This is a genomic window from Archangium lipolyticum, assembly GCF_024623785.1.
In the GTDB taxonomy this organism is placed as follows: domain Bacteria; phylum Myxococcota; class Myxococcia; order Myxococcales; family Myxococcaceae; genus Archangium; species Archangium lipolyticum.
This window is the reverse complement of sequence record NZ_JANKBZ010000014.1, coordinates 92644-116929: the sequence shown is the minus strand read 5'-3', so window position 1 is coordinate 116929 and position 24286 is coordinate 92644. Positions and strand designations below refer to the sequence as shown.

The 24286-nt window shown below is 69.6% G+C and carries 18 protein-coding genes; 8 read left to right on the top strand and 10 right to left on the bottom strand.

Annotation, left to right across the window (positions count from 1 at the left end; genetic code table 11):
- The first annotated feature begins 389 nt into the window (after positions 1 to 389).
- The 5 genes from NR810_RS27865 (at position 390) to NR810_RS27845 (ending at position 5890) form a co-directional block, all read left to right on the top strand.
- A complete protein-coding gene (locus NR810_RS27865) occupies positions 390 to 1478 on the top strand; it encodes a polysaccharide deacetylase family protein (protein WP_257457349.1) in 1089 nt (362 codons plus the stop codon).
- A complete protein-coding gene (locus NR810_RS27860; protein ID WP_257457027.1) occupies positions 1475 to 2986 on the top strand; it encodes a lipopolysaccharide biosynthesis protein in 1512 nt (503 codons plus the stop codon). Before NR810_RS27865 ends, NR810_RS27860 begins: the two co-directional genes overlap by 4 nt.
- Before the next feature lie 104 nt (positions 2987 to 3090).
- Positions 3091 to 3621, top strand: coding sequence for a serine O-acetyltransferase (locus NR810_RS27855; protein WP_257457345.1), 531 nt, complete (start codon positions 3091 to 3093; stop codon positions 3619 to 3621).
- Positions 3622 to 3639: 18 nt separating this feature from the next.
- Positions 3640 to 4701 (top strand): glycosyltransferase family 4 protein, encoded by a 1062-nt coding sequence (locus NR810_RS27850; protein ID WP_257457026.1) that lies wholly within the window; start codon positions 3640 to 3642, stop codon positions 4699 to 4701.
- Positions 4688 to 5890 (top strand): glycosyltransferase, encoded by a 1203-nt coding sequence (locus NR810_RS27845; protein WP_257457024.1) that lies wholly within the window; start codon positions 4688 to 4690, stop codon positions 5888 to 5890. Before NR810_RS27850 ends, NR810_RS27845 begins: the two co-directional genes overlap by 14 nt.
- 3 nt (positions 5891 to 5893) lie before the next feature.
- On the opposite strand, the gene NR810_RS27840 is transcribed toward NR810_RS27845, so the two are convergent.
- The 9 genes from NR810_RS27840 to NR810_RS27800 form a co-directional block, all read right to left on the bottom strand.
- Positions 5894 to 6520 (bottom strand): pilus assembly FimT family protein, encoded by a 627-nt coding sequence (locus NR810_RS27840; protein ID WP_257457022.1) that lies wholly within the window; start codon positions 6518 to 6520, stop codon positions 5894 to 5896.
- Entirely contained in the window at positions 6517 to 7806 is a 1290-nt protein-coding gene (locus NR810_RS27835; RefSeq protein WP_257457019.1) for a PilW family protein, read from the bottom strand. The genes NR810_RS27840 and NR810_RS27835 overlap by 4 nt, the downstream gene beginning before the upstream one ends.
- The gene (locus NR810_RS27830) at positions 7803 to 8327 is read right to left on the bottom strand and encodes a type IV pilus modification PilV family protein (protein WP_257457018.1); all 525 of its coding nucleotides are present in this window, start codon (positions 8325 to 8327) and stop codon (positions 7803 to 7805) included. The genes NR810_RS27835 and NR810_RS27830 overlap by 4 nt, the downstream gene beginning before the upstream one ends.
- An 11-nt stretch (positions 8328 to 8338) precedes the next feature.
- Positions 8339 to 12556, bottom strand: coding sequence for a DUF4114 domain-containing protein (locus tag NR810_RS27825; protein WP_257457016.1), 4218 nt, complete (start codon positions 12554 to 12556; stop codon positions 8339 to 8341).
- 1 nt (position 12557) lies between these two features.
- Positions 12558 to 12923 (bottom strand): cytochrome c, encoded by a 366-nt coding sequence (locus tag NR810_RS27820; RefSeq protein ID WP_257457014.1) that lies wholly within the window; start codon positions 12921 to 12923, stop codon positions 12558 to 12560.
- Positions 12924 to 12969: 46 nt separating this feature from the next.
- Positions 12970 to 13740, bottom strand: a complete 771-nt coding sequence (locus tag NR810_RS27815) for a hypothetical protein (protein WP_257457013.1) — start codon at positions 13738 to 13740, stop codon at positions 12970 to 12972.
- 207 nt (positions 13741 to 13947) lie between these two features.
- The gene (locus tag NR810_RS27810; protein WP_257457011.1) at positions 13948 to 15318 is read right to left on the bottom strand and encodes an FAD-binding oxidoreductase; all 1371 of its coding nucleotides are present in this window, start codon (positions 15316 to 15318) and stop codon (positions 13948 to 13950) included.
- A 27-nt stretch (positions 15319 to 15345) separates the two neighbouring features.
- Positions 15346 to 16326 (bottom strand): hypothetical protein, encoded by a 981-nt coding sequence (locus NR810_RS27805; protein ID WP_257457009.1) that lies wholly within the window; start codon positions 16324 to 16326, stop codon positions 15346 to 15348.
- Between the two features lie 79 nt (positions 16327 to 16405).
- Positions 16406 to 17524: a Kelch repeat-containing protein gene (locus NR810_RS27800; RefSeq protein WP_257457007.1), complete on the bottom strand. Its 1119-nt coding sequence runs from the start codon at positions 17522 to 17524 to the stop codon at positions 16406 to 16408.
- Positions 17525 to 17822: 298 nt separating this feature from the next.
- On the opposite strand from NR810_RS27800, the gene NR810_RS27795 reads away from it, so the two are divergent.
- From NR810_RS27795 to NR810_RS27785, 3 genes are read left to right on the top strand one after another with little or no spacing between them, the layout of a single operon-like run.
- Positions 17823 to 18947 carry an efflux RND transporter periplasmic adaptor subunit gene (locus NR810_RS27795; protein WP_257457005.1) on the top strand — a complete coding sequence of 375 codons (1125 nt, stop codon included), beginning with the start codon at positions 17823 to 17825 and terminating at the stop codon, positions 18945 to 18947.
- Positions 18948 to 18962: 15 nt separating this feature from the next.
- Complete coding sequence (locus NR810_RS27790; protein WP_257457003.1) at positions 18963 to 22160, top strand: efflux RND transporter permease subunit; 3198 nt, start codon at positions 18963 to 18965, stop codon at positions 22158 to 22160.
- A complete protein-coding gene (locus NR810_RS27785; RefSeq protein ID WP_257457001.1) occupies positions 22157 to 23422 on the top strand; it encodes a TolC family protein in 1266 nt (421 codons plus the stop codon). Before NR810_RS27790 ends, NR810_RS27785 begins: the two co-directional genes overlap by 4 nt.
- Before the next feature lie 48 nt (positions 23423 to 23470).
- Here NR810_RS27785 and NR810_RS27780 read toward each other — a convergent pair whose 3' ends face one another.
- The gene (locus tag NR810_RS27780) at positions 23471 to 24088 is read right to left on the bottom strand and encodes a DUF2378 family protein (RefSeq protein WP_257456999.1); all 618 of its coding nucleotides are present in this window, start codon (positions 24086 to 24088) and stop codon (positions 23471 to 23473) included.
- Positions 24089 to 24286 lie beyond the last annotated feature (198 nt).

Here is a 24286-nt window from a genome sequence, read left to right as displayed (position 1 = left end):
GGTGCGATCCACGCGAGAGGTCCGAGGAACCTTTTTCAATTCGTGGGCCACACCAGCGGCCCTCACGGGGCTTGTGGAGGCTCGGGGAGGGCGTGAATGGGACTCTTGTCCTCCGCGAAACGGAAGATCTTTCACCCGCTGACACCCGGCTTGCACCGGACCGTGCCCGTGCACGTAGTGATTGGGAACGGAGTTACCGTCAACAGAGGCTCGATCTTCCAGGCAGGTCCACGCCGTGCGGCTGGCATCGCGTATGCAGACTCCTGGCGCGGAGAATGGGCGGCGGCGTCATCTGGGAGGAAGCAGCGATGGACATGCGGGGAATGGTGCGGCGGGCGATGAAAACAGCGGCGGCGGGTGTGTTCCACCACACCGGGCTGCGCAAGGCCATGGCGGCCTGGAGACGGCACCAGTCGGGCGGGCGCCGTATCCTCATCGTCAGCTATCACCGGGTGGTGGACGACTTCTCCGGGGAGCTCCAGCGCTCCATCCCGGGGCTGCTCATCTCCCAGGAGACGTTCCGCAGGCACCTGGAGGGGCTCGCCGAGGCCGACTACGAGTTCGCCTCCCTTGGCGATGCGCTGGACGTGATGGCCGGCAGGCGCACGGCGCGCAAGGACCTGTGCGTCGTCACCTTCGATGACGGCTACCGCGACGTGTACCGGTACGGCTACCCCGTCCTCAAGGAGATGGGCGTGCCGGCCATCACCTACCTGCCGGCGGAGCTCATCGGCACTTCACAGCGCTTCAACCACGACCGGCTCTTCCACCTGCTGCGGCTGCTGCAGTCCCAGCAGAAGCAGGTGTTGTTCGACGTGATGCCCGCGCCCGCCGCGGAGCTGGTGGAGACGGTGCTCACCGGCCGCAAGCGGCTGTCCGCGGCGCTCGACGACTTCATCGGCCAGTATCCCTCCGCCACGCTCGTGGAGACCATCCAGGCGCTGGAGGCGCGGCTCGCGCCCGGCTCCCCGCTGCTCCCGGAGCAGGGGGACCTGATGGACTGGGACGAGGTGCGGCGCATGGCGAAGGACGGCTTCGAGTTCGGCGCGCACACCCTGGGCCACGTGGTGCTCACGCACGAGCCGCTCGAGGTGGTGGAGCGCGAGGTGCGCGAGTCCAAGGCCCTCATCGAGCGCGAGGCCGGCATCACCGTGCGCGACTTCGCCTACTGCAACGGGTGGTACTCGGACGAGGTCATCGGCGTGCTCAAGCGCAATGGCTTCCGCTCGGCCGTCACCACCGAGGACATGTCCAACCTGATCGGCGGCGACCCGTTCACCCTCAAGCGCAAGGTGCTCTGGGAGAACTTCAGCGTGGGCCTGACCGGGTACTCGCGCAGCCTCACCGTGTGCCAGCTGGATGACTGCTTCGGCGTGCTGGGTCTGAGGGATCCCGTGCCGGGCCGGCGCCCGCAGCAGGCCAAGGCCCTGGGCAATCCGCTCGTGGCTGCTGGCCCGCTGGGGGAGGTGTCCTGGTGAACGAGAAGTCCGCTCCCGCCTCCTCCTTCCTGGGGAAGGCGGGACCGTTGGTGCTGGCCCGGCTGTTCACCGCCGGGCTCACCTTGTCCATTCCCCTCGTCCTGGCGCGGGTGCTGAGCCTCGAGGACTACGGCACCTACTACCAGCTCTTCCTCATCGCCACGACGCTCTACTACGTGCTGCCCTTCGGGGTGGTGCAGAGCCTCTACTACTTCGTGCCTCGCACCGAGGAGAAGCGGCCCTGGTTGGGCCAGGCGCTGCTCTTCACGTCCGGCGCGGGGCTGGTGGGCGCGGCGCTGGTGTGGGGGCTGCTCGGGTTCGTGGCGGACAGGTTCGGCAACCCGGGGCTGCTCCCGTACCGGGGGACGCTCGCGGCCTATACCGCCTTCCTGATCGGCTCCTTCCCGCTGGAGATCTCCCTCACCAGCCAGGGCCGCACGAAGCAGTCGGCGCTCGTGTACCTGGTGTCCGACGCCGTGCGCGCGGCCGTCATGGTGGTGCCGTGCCTGCTGGGCGCGGGCCTGTACGGGATGATGATGGCGGTGGCGGGCTTCGCCTTCCTCCGCTACGTGGCCACCTGGGTGGTGGTGCCGCGCGGGGCCTCGGGGCCCCTGGTGCGCGCGAAGCTGTGGCGCGAGCAGCTCGTGTACGCGGCGCCCTTCGGCGCGGCCATGGCGCTCGCCATTCCCCAGCAGAACGCCCACCTCTATATGGTCGCGGGCGCGGTGACTCCGGCCCTCTATGCCCTCTACCGCGTGGGGTGCTTCCAGCTGCCCGTGGTGGATCTGCTCTACACGCCCACCAGCGAGGTGCTCATGGTGCGCCTGGGCGAGCTGGACAAGCAGGGGCGTCCGGAGGAGGGCGTGCTGGCCTTCCGGGAGGCGGCGGGCAAGCTGGCGTTCGTCTTCCTGCCCTTCGCCGCGTTCCTCTTCGCGGCGGCTCCCGAGTTCATCGGCGCGCTCTTCGGCGCGAAGTTCCTCCCGGCCGTCCCCATCTTCCGGGTGAGCGTGCTGGGCGTGGTGCTCGCCATCCTTCCCATGGATGGCGTGCTGCGCGCGCGCGGGCACACGCGCGCCATCTTCATCTCGTACCTGCTGAAGGCGGTGGTGACGGTGCCGCTCGTGTGGTTGGGCGTGCGTCACTTCGGGATGATGGGCGGTGTCGTGTCCTGGGCATTGGCCGAGGTGGTGGGCAAGTGCTCACTGCTGGTGCGCGTGCCGGCGGCGCTGTCCACTCCGGAGCACCCGCTGCGTGTCCGGGACGTCATCCCCTGGGGCGAGCTGGGCAAGGCGTCCCTCGCGGCCCTGGCCGCCGGGGTGGGCGTCTTCCTGCTGCGCGCCGGGACGGAGCACGCCTGGCTCGGTCTGCCCGAGGGCTTCCTCTGGCGGGTCCTGCCGCTCGCGCTGGCCGGCCTGCTGTTCCTCGCGGGGTATGTGGGTGTCCTGTACGCGACGGGGGTGCGGCCGCTGAGCGTCCTCGCCAGCCTGCGTGCTCGTCGCGCCGGCTGATCCCCGGAGCTGTCACTGGTGGACGGTGCGGGTCTGGGGGGACTCCCGCCCTGGGGGGCTGGTACCTAGCTTGGGGCTCCGTTCAACTGGGGAGGAGTGGCGTGATGGGCATTGATGCGATGACGCTGTATCGGATGGCTCGCAAGCTGTACCTGCGGGGCGTCCCCGTGTTGCCGGCCGTACTGCGCAAGACGATCCACTTCCTGCATGGCTCGTACATCCCCGCCGAGGCGGAGATCGGCGAGGGCACGCAGCTGGGCTACGGCGGCATGGGCATCGTCATCCACAAGGACGCCCGGATCGGCCGTCACTGCCTCATCTCCCACCAGGTGACGATCGGCGGACGCTCGGGGCTCAAGGATCTGCCCGTCATCGGCGACTACGTGCGCATTGGCGCGGGCGCCAAGATCCTCGGCAACATCCACATCGGGGACTTCGCCGTCATTGGCGCCAATGCCGTGGTGGTGCGGGACGTGGCTCCCGGCGCGGTGGTGGGAGGCATCCCGGCCAGGGAGATCCGCAGGGACGCGGATCCGCTCGCCGCCTACGAGCGCGAGATGGGACTGCGCCCGCCGGTGCGGCGCCCCGAGGCTGTCCCGTCCGTTCCTCCATCGGCGACGTCCGCCGCGCGGTAGTCCAGAAGGGATCAGGGCATGCGAGTGCTCCTCGTCGGTGACTATCCGCCACCGCACGGTGGCGTGGCGATCCACGTCCAACAGCTCCACGGGTACCTGCGCGAGCGCGGGGTGGAGGCGGTGGTGCTGGACATCGGGAAGGGCGGCCGGCCGGCTCCGGACGTCATCCCCGTCCGCACCCCCACGCAGTACGGCAAACGGCTCGCGGGCTTCCTCCGGGACGGGTGGACGGTGCACGTCCACACCAGCGGCAACAACCCGAAGTCCTGGATGCTCGCGGCCACCGCGGGCGTGAGGGCGCCGCGCTCGCCGCGGGTCATCACGCTGCACTCGGGGCTGCTGCCGGACTACCTGGCCGCCTCCGTCTCGCGCCGTGCCTTCGCGCGGGTGGCCCTGGCCGGCTACTCGCGCGTGGTGGCCGTGTCCGAGGCCGTGCGCGAGGCGCTCCTGCGCTGCGGCATCCCCGAGGAGAAGCTCGTGGTGTACCCGGCCTTCTGCGGCTCGCAGGTGCGGCCGGGGGTGGAGCCCCTGGAGGTCCGGGAGGCACGGCGCCGCCGCCGGCCCCTGCTGGCCATGGCGCACCACCCCTCTCCCGTCTACGGCCGCCAGCTGATGTTCCGCGCGTTGAGGGTGCTCGCGGACGAGCTGCCCGGCGTGGGGCTCGCCGTCTTCGGGCCCGGCACCCGCTCGGAGGAGTTCCTCCGCGACGCCCGCGAGTGCCGAGTCGAGCGGCACCTCGAGGACATGGGCGAGCTGGAGCACTCGCGGGCGCTGGCGCTGATCTCCCGCTGCGATGCCTTCATCCGTCCCACCACGCACGACGGTGACGCCATCTCCGTGCGAGAGGCGCTCGCGCTCGGCGTGCCATGCGTGGCCAGCGACGTGTGCGCGCGGCCACACGGGACCTACACCTTCCGCGCGGACAACTCGGTGGACCTGGCGAACCAGGTGCATCGCGCGCTCGCGAACGGGCCCGCGCAGGTGGTGTCACCGGACGCGGGTCCGGTGCTGTTCGAACTGTACGGCGCTCTGGCGCAACCCACGATGCTGGGAGGAGGCGAGACTCATGCGGCGCAGTGAGGAACTGGAGGTGGCCCGCCGGGCCCTTCGTGGCAGGGATCTGGTGGTGTTCTCCAACGACTGGGATGGGGACCCGCTGTCCAAGGTCCACATCATGCGGATCCTCTCCCGGGACAACCGTGTCCTCTGGGTGAACAGCATCGGCAACCGGGCGCCGAAGGCCAACGCGCACGACCTGCAGCGCATCTGGAAGAAGCTGGCCTCGTTCACCGAGGGCATCCGCGAGGTGGAGCCGAACCTCTTCGTGCTCGCCCCGCTGGCCATTCCCTTCTACGGCTCGGAGGCGGTGCGCACCGCGAACCGCGAGCTGCTGCGCGCGCAGGTGCTGCGCGCCATGCGGTCGCTGCACTTCAAGCGGCCCATCTCCTGGTCGTTCCTGCCGGCCTCGGCGCCGGTGTCCGGGCGGCTGGGCGAGGAGTTCGTCGTCTACCACTGCGTGGACGAGTTCTCCGCCTTCAGCGACACCAACGGCCGGCACATCGCCGAGCTGGAGGACAAGCTGATGCGCCGGGCGGACCTGGTCATCACCTCGGCCGAGCGGCTGCGGGAGAACAAGGCGCGCGTCAACCCGAACACGGTGCTGGTGCGCCACGGCGTGGACTTCAACCACTTCGTGAAGGCGTGTGATGCCTCCACGCCGATTCCGGAGGACATCGCGAAGCTGCCTCGCCCCATCCTCGGCTTCTTCGGGCTGGTGGCGGACTGGGTGGATCTGGAGGCCATCGCCGCGGCGGCGAAGGCGCACCCCGAGGGCTCGGTGGTGGTCATCGGCAAGGTGGCGCCGGACGTGGATCCGTCGGTGCTCAAGTCCGAGCCCAACATCCACCTGCTCGGGCGCAAGCAGTACGCGGAGCTGCCCGGCTACTGCCGCGCCTTCGACGTGGCGCTCATGCCCTTCAAGGTGAACGAGCTCACGCTCAACGCCAACCCGCTCAAGGTGCGCGAGTACCTGGCGGCGGGCCTGCCCGTGGTGTCCTCGGACATCCCCGAGGTGCGCAAGGTGGGCCTGTGCAAGCTGGCCAAGGACACCCAGGACTTCGTGCGGAAGATCGACGAGTGCCTCGCGGAGGGCGCCGGCCCCACCCGTGAGCGGGCCGAGCGCATCCGCCACGAGAGCTGGGAGGCGAAGGTGGAGGAGATCCGCACCTTCGTGGGCGAGGCCATGCTCAAGGCCGGGCGCGGGCTGTAGCGCTCAGGGCCCCGTGCACGCGGGGTCCGGAGTGCTCCCGGTGCAGTCGATCATCCGCATGGCCCCGGTGAGCCCGTCGACCTGGAGCAGGTGGTGGACCACACCACCGCGCTCCTTGATGCGGAGGGGCCCCTGGGGCGGTGCCGCGTTCTTGTCGCAGTCCGTGGGGTGTGGACCCGCCGTGCCGCGCTGGCGCGGCTGGGCGCTCCGGGCCAGCCAGCACAGCCCGTCCAGGGCGGAGATGTCCAACGTGTCGGGGACGGGAATCGGCTCGCCCACCGCGACACAGGTGCAGCCCCCCTGACCACAGGCATTCGACTGGCAGGCCGCGGAGGGGCAGTCGACGCCCCACTTGTCGGTCGGGTTCGTGCACCCCAGCTGCTCCCAGCGGATGATGTGCCCCGGGCGGTCCGTGCGCGGGTGCACGGCCAGCCGCACGGGGTACTGGCCCTTGCGGGCGGAGGTGCGGGCCTGGATCGCCAGGATGGAGATCTCCCGGAGCCCATCGCGCTCGCTCTGCTTGAGCCGCACGTCGTCCATGTTCACCAGGGCGACCGAGGTGATCACTCCAATCACCGCGAGCGTCACGGCGATCTCCATCAGGGTCGTTCCCCTCTGGGTCCGCTTCATGGAATCACCCCCGCGTAGGAGTAGTTGCGCGGCATGACCTCGACCGTGGCGGTGCGCCGCTTGTAGCCGTCCTGGGGGTTGCCGTCCGCGTCCAGGACGAAGTCGGTGCCGCTCTTCCTGGCCAGCGCGGGATCCGCCCGCGAGGTGCGAGTGGTCACCGAGAGCTCCACCATGCGCAACCTGCGCATCAGCGCATCCCTCGCGGTGGGCTCGTCCGTGCTGGGCACCCAGAGCGCGCCGTTGGGCATGGGCACCAGCGCGTTGCAGGTCGCGTCACAGGAATCGATCGCCGGACGTGAGGGCGCGGCGGACGCATCGGGGAACCAGACGACATCCGCGTCCAGCTCGGCGAGGTTGTCCTTCACCCCCAGCCGGGCCCGGAGCTGCTCGACATCCCGGGACAGGGCCACCCAGGGGGCGGCGGGCAGGCCAGGAGTGATGTCGGAGGTCTGCTCGTGGCGCTCGAGCACCGGGCCGCCGCTCTTCCAGTTGATGCGGAACGACACTCCACGCACGGGCATGACGAAGGCGCCCGCGGTGTCGTGCTGCCAGAAGTTGGTGTACTCGACCGTCGGGGCCGCCGCGGGGGTCGCGCACAGATCTCCCGCGGGGGGTGGATTGCCCGGCAGGCCCGGCGTCACCGTCACCTGCCAATAGGGGATGGGCGCGCTGGCCACCTCATTGACCGCCCGCACCTGCATGATGCAGGAGGTCCGCGTGGCGGGCTTGACCACCATCACCAGCCGGTTCACCAGCACGGTGGGGTTGGTGAGCATGCACAGGGTGTCGCCACTGCGGTACAGGGCAGGGGAGGGGGGCGGCGTCGGGCACGTGTCCAGCGGGAACATGGGGATGGGTTGGCCCGCCGCGTCTTGCGCCTCGGTGTCCCAGCTCCACACCTGCAAGGCGTCCGAGGCCCGCGTGGCATAGGGGCCCGAGGGCAGCGCGAACAACGTGTCCTCGGGAAACAGGCCGCTGCCGTCGAAGGGCTCCCGTGCGCTGACGGTGATGGCATAGCGTACGTCGGCGTTTCCCGTTGGCCGGCTGCCGAAGACCATGCGCGCGCTTCCCGCCCCGGTGCCCGCCCGCTGCAGGTCGACCACGACCAGATCCCGCACCGCGCGCATGGCGTTCTGCGCGCTCATCAGCGACTCCTCCAGCGTGCCGCGCCGCTGCAGCTCCGCGGCGCTCCACAGGGCCGCCGCGAGCACGATCAGCGAGATGGTGCTGGCCACCATCACCTCGAGGAGGGAGAAGCCTCCGTTTCCAACCACCCGTTGCTTCATGGTCCCACCCGCGTCTGCAGGGCCACCGCCTGGAAGGACTCCCCGCTGCCCTCGTCCTGCCAGCCGACCGTCACGCGCACGTTGACCGTGCGCGTCAGGGTCACTCCCGCCACCTGGCGGTTGAGGACCGGGTCGCCCTGCTCATTGCCCTCCAGCGGCGGATCCACATCGATGCTCACCCGGTACGGCCGGCGCACTTCAGGGTCTCCCGCCGCCGGGGCCTGCAAGGTGGGCGCGCCGCTGGCGCTCCAGTAGACGGTCTCTTCCTTGTGATCCAACGCCGCGATGGCCCCACAAGGCTGGTTCGGGTTGGCCACCGCGTCACACCCGATGCGTGTGACGCGCTCCAACCACCACTCGGCGATGGTGTACGCCTGCGCCTGGGCGAGGTTGCGGCGGTTGAGCTTGGTGACGGCGATCACCGTCCCAGCCACCATGCCGATGCCCAGGATGAGCACCACCGCTGTCACCATGGACTCCAGGAGGGAGACCCCACGGGGTTTCCAGTGGTGGTGCTTCATGGCTCGAGTCCTCACGGCTGCAGGCGCCCGCTCGCGCTCGCGTCCCAGACGCGGATGCGCACCGGCCCGGAGTTGGTCGTCGCGGTCTGGTTGTTCCACCTGGCGGGGTCGCCCTTGACCATCACTTTTCCATCCGCGGTGAGCATGATCAGGTGCTCGTCGTGTACCACCGGGGTGGACAGGCCATGGCCCCCCAGCGGCGTCCCGGAGTTGGGCATCGCCACGCCGGTGTTGCTGGCGAAGGCGTAGAAGCTGCCGCTGTCCGTCGGGCTGAGCTCGCAGGCGTTGGCCGCCTTGCCCACCGCGGTGGTGGTGTACACGCTGTCACCGGCGATGGCCACACCACCCCAGACGAGCTGGCCCTCGCCCAGCTGCTGGGTCCACAGGTGGGTGGCGTTGGCGCAGTTGTTGGCCGTGGGGTTGGCGTCCTCGTAGGCGAGCACGTAGCCGTGCGGCCGGGGGTTCGCCAGGTCGGCCGGCTCGTCGGAGATGTCCGGGTTGTTGGCGGTGCCCAGGTACACGCGCACCACCTTGCCGGTGGCGCCGGCCTGCAGGCGCACCGAGATGCTCGAGTAGACGCCCTGGTGTTGCGCGTCCGAGCGGCCTTCCGTGCTCAGCCGCTGCTTCACGTCCGCCAGCTCGCACACCCTGAACGTCTTGCCCAGACCGCGCTCGGGGTCCACCTGGGTGGTGCTGATGCGGAAGAGCTTGCCGCCCGTCGTGGCGGCGTAGATGAGGTCATACGAGCCGTCCTCGTTGGCATCCACCGCCGCGGGCTCACCGCCCACGCCCTCGCCGTCCGCCAGGGGAACCACGCCGGCCAGCCGGGAGGCGGCCTTGGAGCCCGTGACCTGGACCGGCAGGCCCGTCTTCATGTCCAGCAGGTACAGGGCGCCAGCGGTGCCGGCGTTGGGCACGTAGTCGGTGCCCACCACGGCCACCCACTTGCGGCCGCCCTGCGCCCCGAAGTCCATGCGCACGATGGGCGTGGAGTGACGCGAGCCGCGCGTATCCGGCACCAGGTCGGCGTTCATGTCGGCGAAGGCGTCCTCCACGGTCATCGACGTGACGGAGGTGGGGGCATCGCTCACACCGCTCATCGACACGGCGTCGTTGGCCATGTCGAACTCCCACATGGGCTGCGGGTAGGACGGATGGGACGGATCGGTGATGTCCAGCGCGAACACGACGCCGAGGCTGGGGCCGGTGGGCGTCACGAGCACCGTCTTGGCGCCCTCGGTGGGGCCGGGGTTGGTGCCGATGGTCCAGGCCGGCTGGGTGGAGGTGTTGCCACCCGTGGGGTTGTACGAGCCGAAGCCGAGGTCCACGTCCGCCACGGAGGGCGAGGCGTCCACCAGGGCGCGCTTGCCATTGCCCTGGCGCAGGTAGGACTCCACGTAGTTGGGCAGCAGCTTGCGCGGCAGGTAGGCGAACAGCTCGCGCGCGGTGCCGTAGTTGCGGCTGTCGTTGCAGCCCTCGAAGTGGCCGCGCGCATCGCGCTCCGGCGTGCACGGGTCGTCCTTCATGCGCAGGGCACCGGCCTGCACGCCGTGCAGGTAGCCCTGGGTGGTGCCCACGTAGGCCACCGTGGAGCGCTGGCTCACCCGCGCGTCCGCCATGAAGTTGGAGGTGAACTTGGCCTGCTCGGTGCCCGTGACGCGCGTCCACCAGGGCGGCGTGGAGCCACCGCCAATGATGGCCGGCGTGGACAGCTGGATGCCGCCCATGGGCCAGGTGCGCTTCTGGTTCGTGGACGCCGTGCCGTTGCGGCGCTCCCAGCCATACAGCCAGTTGCGCAGCAGCGCGCGATCCTCCGCTCCGGGAGTGCCTCCGCTGCCATCCAGGTCGCACACCCACCGGCCGCCGTTGGCCGCGCCGCAGTTGGTCGACGAGAAGGCCTCGCCCCCGTTGTTGTCGAGCAGCACGTCCTTCAGCTCGGCCCGGGTGTTGTTCGGCCGCATGGTGATGAGCTTGCGCCAGCCGGTGGGCTCCTCACTGCTCACGACCTCGCCGAGCTTGCGGCCGCCGTCCCACAGCAGCCGGCCGGTGGTGGCGGTGGGGATCTCCGGCTTGTAGAGCTCCTTGAGGTAGAGGTGGCCGCGCTCGGCCAGATCCAACCGGCCATCCACCACGCGGGTGGAGGGCTGGGTCACGCCGTTCTCGAACCAGGTGCGGCCGGGCGTCTCGTACGCCCCGTACAGGACGGTGTTGGCCACGGTGGAGACGGCCGCGCGCCCGTAGTCACCGGCCTTCATCGCCTTGTAGGAGACGTTGATGTTGCGGATGGTGGGCTGGCACGTGTCGTCCTTGCTCCGCATGATGGAGCGCCAGCACAGCTGGGAGCCGGTGAGGCTGCGCTGCAGGAAGTCCCGGATGGTCGCCGTCGAGTCGCGCTGCGCGCCGTTGGCCGGCGGCTCGTCCAGCGGCACGTCCGTCCAGGTGGGGTTGTCGTTGACCGACAGGGTGGGGTTGGTCGTGCTGCAGTTGGCCGTGCACACCTTGCAGTCGAGCGCCACCTGGTAGGTGATGCGCGGCCGATCCTCGGCCGGACGGGTCCGGCACAGGGCCGGATTGGTGGAGCTGTAATAGGGCTCGTCCACCGCCCGGAACGTCACCTCGGTGATGGTGTAGTCCTGGGAGATGCTCGGGGACAGGTCCCCCGAGACCACGGCCGAGCGCACCACGCCGCCGTTGGACTTGTGGATCATGAAGCTCACGTCGTTGAAGTCGCGGTCACCGCCGCCGGAGAGGTCCTCGAAGCCGAGGACCCACCGGAACTTGTCGGTGGAGGGCGCGCCCACCAGGACGTGGGGCAGCACGTTGCGGCCGCTCGTGTCGGCCTTCACGTAGGCCTTCTCGTGCGGCATGTTCAGGTTGCGGTAGGCCGGCTCCGTCTGCAGGCGGTTGAGCGTGGCCTGGTCCAGCCAGCCCTCGAGCGCCTCACCGGTCTGGTTGCAGGTGCCCGCGCCATACGCGCAGCCGATGTCGCGTTTGGCTACCACGGAGATGTTGTTGCCCGCCGCGTCCCTGGCGGTGGTGGGGGCCAGGGCGTTCTGATCCATGTTCAGCAACGTCTTGGAGAAGAAGACCACCGTGGGGCTGACGAGGTGGAGCTTGCAGGCGCCACCTGGCGCGGGGTCGAAGCTCAGGCAGGGATACACCTGCGGGGACCCGCCGCCCGGAGCGTGGTTGGGATTGCCCCAGGACACCATGTAGAAGACGATCTCCTCGTCGCCCTTGATCTCTCCCAGGTTGACCGTGCGGTCGCGCTCCTCGTTGAGCTGATTGTCCGGAGGCGTGACCAACGGCCGGCCATCCTGGTCGTACGCGGAGGCGTTGTAGTCGGGGATGCCGTTGAACTGGCCCGAGGAGTCCCCCACCGGCGTCATGTTGTTGTAGGTGCTGGTGTCGGTGTCGTCGTCGGAGTGCAGGAAGATGAGGTGACCGATGCCCCGGCCCTTCTCGGTGCTGTCAGCGCTCACCCTCTTGTTCTTGTCGTCGATCGGCTCCAGGAGGTTGGGGATGGTGGGGTAGAGCCCCTGATCGCTGAACTGCGAGCCGGAACGGTTGGCCGAGGGCGCCTGGCCCACGAGGTGGACCGAGATGTTGCGGCTGGTCTGGCCAGGGCGGGCGTCCTTCAGCGTCTGGGTGATGAAGGTCCCGGTGTTGCACTCCCGGAGGGCCAGCTCCGGCTCGTAGAAGGTCTTGCCGTTGAAGGTGAAGGTGCGCGATGGGCAGCGGCGGTTGGTGCCACCGATGTAATCGCGGGTCATGGACAACGAGTAGAGGTCCTCGTGGAAGTCCGCGATGCCGTTGTTGTCGCTGTCCGCGAGCTTGTCGTCGCTGCTGTCCTTCGGGGTGCCGTTGGTGTTGATGTACCCGCGGGTGATGAGGTCTTTGTAATAGAAGTAGCCGAGCGCGGCGGAGTTGCCGGCGGACTCGTACAGGTAGCTGACGCTCACCTGCTGGGTGAAGGGGAAGTAGATGTGCTCGGTGTTGAGCACCTCGAGGTTGGTGTTCAACCGGATCGCGGGCGGGTTGTCGTTGGTGAGGGAGACGGACGTCCAGTCGAAGCCCGCCGAGGGGCTGAAGTCCGGCTGACGGTCCTGTCCGGTGGTGTCGTGGCAGAGCGCCACCAGACCACCGTTCCCACTGGGTCCACCTGTCTGGGCCGTGGCGGCCGAGGCGCAGAGCAGCGCCACCATCAGGGTCTTACGAGGCGCGTGCATTTCAGTTCCTCTTGGCGGGCGTCCGCGAGCTGGGGGCCGGGGTGGCCGGGGTGGCCGGCGTCTGGGCGCTGCGCAGGTAGGAGATGAGGTCGCTGACGTACTGGGGCTGCAACTGGCGCGGATCGCACTGCGTGTCCGCCCGCACCTTCCAGGGGTCCTTCACCCACTTGCGCAGCTCGGTGCCCGAGTGGGTGCTCAGCCAGAGGGAGAGGTTGGCCGGGGCGGCGTTCTTTCCGTCCGGACGGGCGGGCTCCGCCACGTGGCACTGCGCGCAGGCCGCCTCGAAGGCCTTCTTGCCGAAATCGGCGTCGCCCGCGCTCGCTGGGAGCGCCAGCAGCAGCGGGAGGAGCAGGAAGGGTCGGTTCATTACGAGCCTCGAATACCGGTGGGGGGGTGGGGCGAGGGGGGGAACTTCAGAAGGTGGTGCCTTGGGCGATATTGGGGGGCGACGTGTCCAGCGACGTGCCCGACGTCTTGTCCGAGCCGCCGAGCTTCTGTCCGCCGTAGCCGCTGGCGACTTGCGACGACAACCCCGCGGACACGAGGACACGCACCACGGACCGCGCGAGCACGACGCCGCCCTTCCCCTGCACCTCGCCCATGGACACCAGCCAGACGGAGCTGTTGGTATCATCGCGGCGACCATCGTTCGGGTTGCCTGGCTCGTCCTTGTCGTCGTCGTCGTCGTGCATGAAGACGCGATAGAAGACCGTGGACTGCTCGGGGAACGAGATGTAGGTGCGGCCGTTCGGGTCGCGCATCTCCCGCATGGGCGTCGCGACATTGGGATCCACCGCCTGGCCCGCGCCCGCCAACAGGCTGTAGCGGCTCTGGGGGATCACCTCGTACCAGCCGTTGCCCGGGAAGTCGGGCTCGTTCACCACCCCATCCAGGCCCTGCCCGGCCGAGTAGAGATCGCCGAGCTGGGCCATCACCGCGTTGAAGTTGTTGTTGTTGGCGCCATTGCCCAACAAGGTGGTGAGCACCTCCCGCCCTTCGGCCAGGCCCGCCTCGGCGGCGAAGAAGGCCTCGCGCGTACGCCGCTCACCTCCCTGCAGCTCGCTCTCCTGGCTGACGATGCGCAGGCTCACCAGCGTGGCCGCGGTCACCACCGCCAGTGTCCCAAGAGCCACCAGCAACGTCATGCCACGCGGATGTCGACGGTGTAGGCGAACCTGATTCATCCGGGCTCTCTCCAAACAGGAATAAAACGGGATATTCGATCATCCCGTCCGTTTCCAGTATGTCAAGAACCGAATGGGTGACCAAGCCCGTAGGGCGATTTTACTTGTAGCTGACACTTCCGCGAGATCCCCGGTGCGGGGGAAACCGGGCCATCGCACGACATCCAGAGTCGTCTCAGCGGATGAGAAAAACAGGCCGCTCCCGAGTCAGAGCAGCTTGCCGGGGTTGAGGAGGCCGAGCGGATCGAGCGCGGTCTTGATGGCGTGGTGGAGCCGCAGGGACTCGGGGCCGAGCTGAGCGGCGAGGAAGGGGCGCTTGAGCGCGCCGACCCCGTGCTCGCCGGTGATGGTGCCGCCCATGTCGAGCACCACGCGGAGGATGTCGTCGAAGGCCGCCTTGGCCCGCGCCACCGCGTCCGGATCGTTCCGGTCGAAGACGAGGGTGGGGTGCATGTTCCCATCGCCCGCGTGGCCGAACGTGCCGATGAGCACGCCGCGCCGCTCGGCGATGAGCTCGACGGCCGCGAGCAGCTCCGCGATGCGAGAGAGCGGCACGCCCACGTCGTCGAGCAGCGTCGCCCCCTGGCGCTCGAGCGCGGGAAAGGCGAGCCGGCGCGCGACGAGCAGCAGCTCGCCCTCGGCCTCGTCGGCGGAGTGCGCGACGAAGGTCGCCCCGGCGGCCTCGCAGGCGGCCACCATCCGCGTGCACTCCGCCACGCCCTGCTCACCCCCGGCATCCGAGCGCGCCAGCAGGAGCGCCGCGGACTCGACGTCCAGACCCAGGGGCTTGAAGGACTCGACGGCGCGCACCGTGGTCCGGTCCATCAGCTCGAGGACGGAGGGGCGGGTGCTCGCCATGATCTCCGTGACGGCCGCGCCAGCGCCGACGAGCGTTGGAAACGAGGCGACGAGCGTCGTGGCCGGGGGAGGGCGCGGGCGCAGCCGCAGCGTGGCCTCGGTGACGACACCGAGCGTGCCCTCGGAGCCGACGAAGAGCCGGGTGAGATCGTATCCGGCGACGTTCTTGACCGTGCGGCCGCCGGTGCGGACGACGGAGCCATCCGCGAGCACGGCCTCCAGCCCGAGCACGGCATCCCCGGTCACGCCGTACTTCACGCAGCACAGGCCGCCGGCGTTGGTGGCGACGTTGCCGCCGATGGTCGAGAACTCCCAGCTCGCGGGATCCGGCGCGTACCAGAGCCCCTGCTCCGCCGCGGCCGCCTTGAGCGCGCCGTTGAGCACGCCCGGCTGGACGACGGCGAGCATGCCGCGCCGGTCGATCTCCAGGATGCGGTTCATCCGCGTGAGCGAGAGCACGACGCAGCCGTCCGTGGCGTTCGCGCCGCCCGACAGCCCCGAGCCCGCTCCGCGGGCGACCACCGGCACGCGCAGTGCCGCCGCGACGCGGAGCACGGCCTGGACCTCGGCCGTCGAGGCCGGACGGACGAGGACCCCTGGGACACCGGCCTCGGCCCAGCCCGCCTGGTCGCGGCGGTGCGCTTCGAGCACGTCGGGATCGGTGACGAGTGCCTCGGGGGGCAGGACGGACGCGAGCTCGCGGATCAGGTTCACGCTCATCGGCCCGTCACGCTACCACGGGGGCGCTCAGGCCTCGGCCGAGATCACCCACTCGGAGAGCCCCTGCACCAGCTTCCGGGCATCCTCGCGCGAAGGCAGTCCGGCGAGCCGCACGAGCTCCTCCTGCTCGACGCTCTCCTCCACCTCTCGCTGGAGGGTGCGCAGGGCCTCGCGGCGCGCCTCGTGGATGCGTCGCCGCGCCGCCTCGTCCAGCCGGCTCAGGACCCACGCGTCGATCTCCCAGGACAGCTCGGCGTGCCGCAGCTCGTCCGGAGCGATGTGGGCCAGGGACTGGCGCACCCGCGCGTCTCCGGCACACCGGGCCTGCCACCCGGCGAGCAGCGCGCCGAACGTCTCGCGCACGCAGCCCTCCACGGCGTTCTCCAGGGCCAGCCGCTCCAGGGAGCGAGGCTGGAAGGGCTCCACCTCCACGGCGGGCACGGGCGCGCCGTGCCGCTCGGCCAGCGTGCCCATGGCGCGTGCATGCCGCACCTCGTCCGCGGCGGCGCGCCGGGCCGCGCGTACCAGGCGGGCGGGGGCCCCCTGTGCCTCCAGCTCCCGCGCGAGCCGCTCGAAGGCGGGGACGGAGGCGGCCTCCAGGTGGGCCATGCTCGCGAACAGCGCCCCGAGCGCGGACACACGACCGTCCACGGAACCGTCACTGAGCAGGCCCTCGGGACGGCGGCCCTCGCACAGGAAGGTGACGGTGCACGTCACCATCTCGGGCGTGCCGCCATCACCGTTCTGGAGGCTGCAGGGTCCTGGGGGGTTGTCCTGGGGGGCCACGGCCACGCACAGCTCCTCGCAGGACGCGCCCGGAGCGGGCGTGCCGCCATCGGCCAGTTGGATCTCCGCGATGCGGAACGTCTGGTTGCCCTTGGAGGGCTGGCCGCTGCCCTCGCCAGCGGGGCCGCACGAGCTCTCGTACAGGTTGCAACCGAGCAGTGGGAGGGTGGGGGCCGCGAGCAGCAACCGGGCCAGGGTACGGCGGAGCATCCTGCGGGACATGGACACCTCGTGCATTCACGACCTGCCGGCCCACAGGCACACGAGAGTCTGTCACATCCCGCGCACGGGTGAATCCCCTTCAGCGCTTGAAGCGCTCCACGGTGGAGGTCTCGGTGAAGTCCCCGTTGGAGCCGCCGCCCGTCACCAGCACCTCACCGGTATGGAGCAGCGTCGCGGCGTGGTCCCAGCGCGACTGCTGCATGGGGGCCGTCGGCAGCCACGTGTTCGTGGCCGGGTCGTACAGGGCCGCGTTCGCCGTGCCGTTGCCCGTCACCAGCACCTCGCCCGAGAAGAGCAGGGTCGCGCTGAGCTTGCCCCCCGACACCGGGCAGGGCGGAGCCGGGAGCCACGTCTCGCTGTACGGGTCGAACAGCTCCGCCGAGCCGGCGCTGTCGCCACCGACCACCAGGACGTAGCCCGAGTACAGCTCGACCGCGACGTGGAAGGCGCGGGACTGCTGCATGGAGGGTCCCGGCGTCCAGGTGTCGGTGGCCGGATCGTACAGCTCCGTCGAGTTGCCCGGACCGGACCACGAGCCGCCCGTCACCAGCACCTTGCCCGAGTAGAGGACCGTGGAGGTGTGGCCCTCGCGCTTCTCGTTCATGTAGCTGGCGATGCTCCAGCTGTCGGTGGCCGGGTCGTACAGCTTCGCGTCGCGCGTGACGTGGATGGAGCCGTAGTTGCCGCCCGTCATCAGCACCTTGCCCGAGTCCAGCAGCACCGTGGAGTGGCCGAGCCGGCCCCCCGAGGCGTTGGCCGTGTTGTTCCACGTATCCGTGGCCGGGTCATACACCTCCGCGAAGTCGGGCAGGGCCGGGCCCGCCGACGAGATGTGGCGGCCACCGACGACCAGCACCTTGCCCGACGGGAGCAGCGTGGCGGTGTGGTCGTAGCGCGACTTCTTCATGAACCCCGCGGGGCGCCAGCTGTCGGTGTACGGGTTGTAGATCTGCCCGCGCACCACGGAGCCCGCGCTGTCGTAGCCGCCCGCCACCAGCACCTCGCCCGAGCTGAGCAGCGTCGCGGTGTGGGCCTGCTCCTCGGTGAACATGGACCTGTTGCTGCTCCAAGTTCCCTGCACGGAGAGGGCCGACTCGTGTGTCCTCAGCGCGGCGCCGGAGGCGGGCGCCTCGGGTTGGCAACCCGTGACGAGCGAGACGACACCTGCCATCAGCAATGACAACCGAAGCTTCTGCATGGACATCACTCCCTGGAGTAGGCCGCGGCCCACACGGTTCGGGCTCGCGCCCGGACAGACTAAGACGAAGTGCCGGGCATGCAAGGCAATTGGTACTACCTGGGAATTCTCGCTCTCCTGGCGCGCCCCGACACCAAAACGGGCCCACCTGCAACCCCCCGGTGACGTCCGTTTGCCTGCCCCATCGTTTGCTTGACATTACCCACCCCCCCGGGGTTAGTTAGTTTGCGTTCACTAACTTATCTCGGGCCGAGCAATCACCCCTCTCGCGGAGGGGGGCGGCGACGGGAGCACGGGTATGCGGAAACTTCATCGACAGGGCAGGACGGGCAAGGCGCCGGTGTACAAGGTGCTGGTGGCGGGTGGGCTGGTGCTGACGCTGGGCGCGGGCTGCGGAGGGCGCGTGGACGCCGCGCAGAGCAAGAAGGGGCAGCAGCAGGCCTCGGCCCAGGAGGCCGCGGTGAAGGCGGACACGGTGCAGGTGGGCGAGGCGAAGGTGCCGCGCTACCTCACGCTCACCGGCTCGCTGTCGGCCTTCGAGGACTCGGACGTGGCGGCCGGTGCCATGGGCAAGGTGGTGTCCGTGCACGTCGAGCGCGGCTCGGTGGTGAAGAAGGGAGACGTGCTGGTGAAGCTGGATGGGCGCTCGGCCACGGCGAGTCTCGAGGAGGCCCGGGCCCAGCTGTCCCTGGCGAAGTCCCAGCAGCAGCTGGCCGACGCCGACTGCGCGCGCAGCGAGAAGCTCTCCAAGGAGGGCAGCATCTCCTCCGCCGACTTCGACCGCTCCCAGGCCCAGTGCCGCAACGCGGCGGCCCAGGTCGCTTCCGCCACCGCCCGCCTGTCCATGCTGGAGATCAGCATGACGGACACCACCATCCGCGCCCCCTTCGATGGGGTGGTGTCCGAGCGCGTGGTGTCGGTGGGTGAGTACGTCCGGCAGGACTCGAAGGTGGTGACGCTGGTGGCGTTGGATCCGCTGCGGCTGTCGCTCACCGTGCCGGAGTCCTCGGCGGCCTTCATCCAGAAGGATCAGTCGGTGGAGTTCACGCTGACGGCGGCGCCGAACGTGGTGCACAAGACGAAGGTGTCCTTCGTGGGCGCGGGCCTGCGCAATGGCACCCGGGACCTGGTGGTGGAGGCGCTCGTTCCGAACAAGGACCGCGCGCTGCTGCCGGGCCAGTTCGCCACCGCGAAGGTGCAGCTCGGCGAGCAGCAGCTGCCAGTGGTGCCGCGCTCGGCGGTGCTGGAGGACGGCGCGCGCCGCAAGCTCTTCGTGGTGAGCGACGGGCGGCTGGAGGAGCGCTTCGTCCAGGTGAGCGAGTCCTCGTCGGATTCGCTGGGTGTGATGGCGGGCGTTCGCGTGGGCGAGCGCGTGGTGGCGGTGGCGCGGGAAGACCTGCGCGACGGCCAGAAGCTGCAGTAGGCGAGGACACCACACATGCAATGGCTAGCCAGTATCTGTGTCCGTAAGCCCGTCTTCGCGTCGGTGCTCATCCTGCTGATCTGCGTGCTCGGCATCGCCGGGTACTCGAAGCTCACCGTCGACCGCTTCCCCAAGCTCGACTTCCCCACCGTGGTGGTGATCACGCGCCTGCCCGGCTCCTCTCCCGAGGAGATGGAGACGGACGTCACCGAGAAGGTCGAGGAGGCGGTCAACACCATCTCCGGCATCGACGAGATGTCCTCCATCACCGCGGAGGGCGTCAGCCAGGTCATCGTCACGTTCGTCCTGGAGAAGGACGTGGACGTGGCCGTGCAGGAGGTGCGCGACCGCATCAACCAGATCACCTACGAGCTGCCACGCGACGTGGAGACGCCGCTGGTGCAGAAGTTCGATCCGGACGCCGTGCCGGTCATCATCCTGGCGGTCCAGGGTGAGCGGCCCGTGCGCGAGCTCACCGAGTACGCGGACCGCGTGCTGCGCCGCCGGCTGGAGACGGTGCCGGGCGTGGGCCAGGTGTCGCTCATCGGTGGCCGCAAGCGCCAGGTGAACGTGTGGATGGACCCGGTGAAGATGCGCGCGGCGGGCGTGAGCTCGGCGGACGTGCAGCGGGCGCTGTCCGGGCAGAACATGTCGATGCCGGGCGGAAGCATCGAGACGGGTCCGGAGCGCCTCACCCTGCGTCTGCGCGGGCGCGTCTCCAGCGTGGAGGAGCTGGGCCAGCTCGTGCTGCGCGAGAGCAACGGTCACATCCTGCGCGTGCAGGACGTGGCCCGGGTGGAGGACGGCCAGGTGGAGGCGGACACGGCGGCCGTGCGTGATGGCAAGCCGGCGGTGCTCCTGTCCATCCGCAAGCAGTCCGGTGAGAACACCGTGGCCCTGGTGCAGGAGGTGCGCCGCCGGGTGGGTGAGCTCAGCCAGACGCTGCCGGCGGGCTACTCGCTGGAAGTGGTGCGCGACAACTCGGAGACCACCATCACCAGCGTGAACGCGGTGAAGGAGCACCTGCTGCTGGGCGGCGTCTTCGCCGCGCTGGTGGTGCTCCTGTTCCTCGGTAGCTGGCGCAGCACCCTGATCGCCGCGCTCGCCATCCCCACCTCCATCATCGGCACCTTCGCGCTGATGAACGCGGCGGGGCTCAACCTCAACACCATCAGCCTGCTGGCGCTCGCGCTGGCGGTGGGCATCGTCATCGACGACGCCATCGTGGTGCTGGAGAACATCCACCGCTTCATCCACGAGAAGAAGCTCAAGCCCTTCCCGGCGGCCATCCTGGCCACGAAGGAGATCGGCCTCGCGGTGCTCGCGACCACGCTGTCGCTCATCGCGGTGTTCCTCCCGGTGGCCTTCATGGGAGGCATCCCCGGTCGCTTCCTGAGCAGCTTCGGCTGGACGATGGCCTTCTCCATCGCAGTGTCGCTGCTGGTGTCCTTCACGCTCACGCCCATGCTGTGCGCGCGCTGGCTGGTGGGCGGCTCGGCGGCTCCGGATCATGGCCACCACCGCAAGCCCCTGCTCGAGCGCGTCACCGACGTGGTCTACATGCCCCTCGAGCGCGCCTACGAGCGCGCCCTGCGCTGGGTGATGGCGCACCGCGGCCTGATGGTGGTGGCGTCGGTGCTCACGCTGGGCTCCTGCGTGCCGCTCATGAAGGCGGTGCCCACGGGCTTCCTCCCCAAGAGCGACGAGGCCCAGTACCAGGTGACCATCCGCATGCCGGAGGGCACCAGCCTGGACTCCACCCTCCTGGTGTCCGAGCGCGTGGCGCGTGAGATCCGCGAGAAGCTGCCGGAGGTGACGCTCTCCACGCTCGTCACCATCGGCGACAGCGCGGACAAGACCCCCAACGTGGCCGGCATCTTCGTGAGGATCGTCGACCCGGATCAGCGCCGGGAGACCCAGGACGACATCATGAACCGGGTGCGCCAGGAGATCACCTCCAAGCTGCCCAAGGAGTACCGGGTGAGCGTGTCCAACGCGCCCCTCTTCAGTGGCGCCGGCACCCAGGCCGCGGTCCAGTACGTGGTGACGGGCCCCGACTTCGACGAGCTGGGCAAGCAGGCCAGCGTGCTGCTCGGGAAGCTGAAGCAGATCCCCGGTGTGGTGGACGCGGACAGCAACCTCATCATCGGCAAGCCCGAGGTGAGCGCGTACATCGATCGCTCGCGCGCCGCCGACCTGGGCGTGCAGGTGCCCGACGTGGCCAGCACCCTGCAGATGCTGGTGGGTGGCTTCGACGTGTCCACCTACGTGGAGAACGGCAACCTGTACGACGTGCGGCTGCGCGCCGAGCCGGGCTCTCGCGACAGCGTGGAGGCGCTGGGGCAGGTGACCGTGCCCTCCATGCGGCTGGGCTCGGTGCCCCTGACGGACGTGGTGAAGCTGCGCGAGGAGGAGGGTCCCTCGCAGATCAACCGCATGAACCGCCAGCGGCAGATCATGCTCTCGGCCAACACCGCTCCGGGCGTGAGCACGGGTACGGTCGTGGAGCAGTTCAACAAGGTCATCGAGGAGACGAAGCTGCCGGCCGGCTACGTGGCCAAGCCCGCGGGTCAGTCCCGCGAGATCGCCCGCACGGCCATCAACTTCCTCATGGCCTTCGCGCTGGCCTTCGTCTTCATGTACCTGATCCTCGCCGCGCAGTTCGAGTCGTGGATCCACCCCATCACCATCCTCGTCTCCCTGCCGCTCACCGTGCCCTTCGCGCTGGTGTCGCTGCTCATCTTCAAGCAGTCGCTCGACCTGTACTCGATGCTCGGCCTGCTGGTGCTCTTCGGCGTGGTGAAGAAGAACTCCATTCTGCAGATCGACCACACCAACCAGCTGCGGCGCGAGGGTCTGCCCCGGCTGGAGGCCATCGTCCACGGAAGCAAGGACCGGTTGCGCCCCATCCTCATGACCACCCTGTCCTTCGTGGCGGGCATGATTCCCTTGTTGCTGTCCAAGGGCGTGGGTGCGAGCTTCAACCAGGCCACCGCGGGCGTGGTGGTGGGTGGCCAGACGCTGTCGCTGGTTCTCACACTGTTGATGACGCCGGTGGTGTATTCACTCTTCGATGATGCCTCGGCGTGGTTCAGCCGGAAGTTCGGCTCCAAGCGCTCGCCCGAGGAGACGGGCGAGGCCGAGGTGGCCCGGGCCTACGGCGGCGGTCACCTGACCGAGCTGCGGCCCTCGAATGATCAGGAGGCGGCATGATTGCCCTGCTAGCACTGACACTGACCGTGAGCACCGCGACGCCGGTGCTCACCCTCGACGAGGCGCTTCAGGCCGCGCGCGAGAACAGCCTGGACCTCCAGGTGGCTCGCGCCCGGCTGGAGCAGGCACGGCTTGCGTCCAACAGGGCGTGGGCGGCCTACCTGCCCACGGTCTCCGTGGGCGGCAGCTACACCCGTAACTCCAACGAAGCCGTGGTGGCGTTTCCCGGTGGCGGGCCCGAGATCGTCATCCAGCCGTACGACCAGCTCGCCGCCCAGGCGGAAGTCCGGCAGGCCATTCTCGCCCCGTCGCTGTGGCCCGCCATCCGCAACGCGGGCATCGCCGCGGACGTGGCGGAGCTGAACACGGAGAACGCTCGGCGGGAGATCCTCTTCGCCGTGGCCCAGGCCTACTTCGGGGCCGCGAGCTACCAGGAGGCCATCCGCGCCGCGGAGTTCCTGCTGCAGGTCAACCAGGCGCGCGAGCAGGACACGCAGAAGCGCTTCGACGCGGGCACGGTGACGCGGGTGGCGCTCCTCCGGGCGCAGCTCGACCGGGCGCGCGCCGAGCAGGACCTGGTGCGCTCCCGCAACGCCTTCGCCTCCGCGAGGCTGGCGCTCGCCACGCTCATCCAGCGCAAAGCGGACTTCGCGCTGGAGCTGCCGCCGGTGCCGCAGGTGCCAGCCAACAGCGACGAGGAGCTCATCAAGCAGGGCCTGGAGCAGCGGCCGGACGTGGCCGCCGCGCGGCGCAACCTGGATCTGGCGGTGGGCCGCCGCACGGGCGTGTGGTTCTCCTACGCTCCCTCGGTGGGCTTCTCGGGCGTCTACCGCGTCAGCAACGCGGCGGGCTTCACGGGGCAGAACGACTCGTGGGCGTTGACGCTCAGCGCGCAGTGGACGCTGTGGGACGGCGGCATCCGGGAGATCAACCTGCGCGAGGAGTCCGCCCGCGTGGCCGAGGCCTCGGCGCAGCAGAAGCAGGCGGAGGCGCGCACCGTGGAAGAGGTGTCCCGCTCCCGGCTGGACTACGAGAACGCCAAGGCGAACCTGGCCAAGGCCGAGGAGGCCCTGTCGCTGGCGCGTGAGACGCAGCGCCTCACGGAGATCAGCTTCAAGGCCGGTGTGGCCACCTACCTGGAGGTCGCGGACGCCAACTCGGCGCTGACGAACGCCGAGGTGGGTGCCATCTCCGAGCGCCTGCAGACGTCGCTCGCGGCCCTGCGCCTGCTCCGGGCCGCCGGGCTCTTCATGAAGGAGTAGGGCCCCCGAGGCCCTCGGACGGGGCTCCGCTCCTGACGGGCGGAGTCCTCAGTCCCACGTCATCTGGTACTCGGTGTCGAGCGGACCGATGGGGTGGGCGGTGAGCTTGAAGCCCTTCACCTTGGCGGCCTCGAACGTCCCCTGCATTCCGCCTTCCGTATAGGCGCGGGGCATGAAGTCGCGCTTGTAGGTGAGGACGGCGCTCCGGGGTCCCGTCAGGTGCGTGGAGACCTCGGCGCTCTTCCACGTGGTGTGGAACGCGGAGGGCATGGTGTCGAGCAACCGGGAGGGCCCTCCCCGCGACAGCAGCAACACGGCCCGTCCCGCCGTGGACGAGTAGAAGCTCATGGCGGACTGGTAGCCCATCTGCCACAGCGCCTTCTCGACGCCCCCGTACTTCTCCGCGAGGAGCTCCGCCGCCGTGTAGGTCATTTCGATGAGCGAGCGGTAGGGGTAGTTGAAGTAGTCCATGAAGCGCCCCTCGTGTGCCACCGCGAGGCAGCGCTTGACGGCGTGCTCGTCTCCCAGCTGCCGCACCACCTCCAACACGCTGTTGAAAACGACGCCCCGGATGCTCTCCGCGGGGTCGACGAGAGACAGGCGCCACTCCAGCTCTTCCCGCGAGCCGGGGGACATGGTGGGGCTGATGAGACTCCGGCTTTCCATGCGCGTCACCGTTCCGCCTGAAGGGCCTGGCTGGGCAGGCCTCCAGAGGGGCCCGAGGGCCCGAGAGTGAGAGACCACTCCCCCCTCATCAGCCTAACCCGTCGGACCGTGTGACGGTAAGAGGGGGCGAGGGGAGGGGCGTGGAGACGTCTTCTCGCAGGCACTTCCGCTCGTGTGCCCGGACGTTGTGTAGGGCGC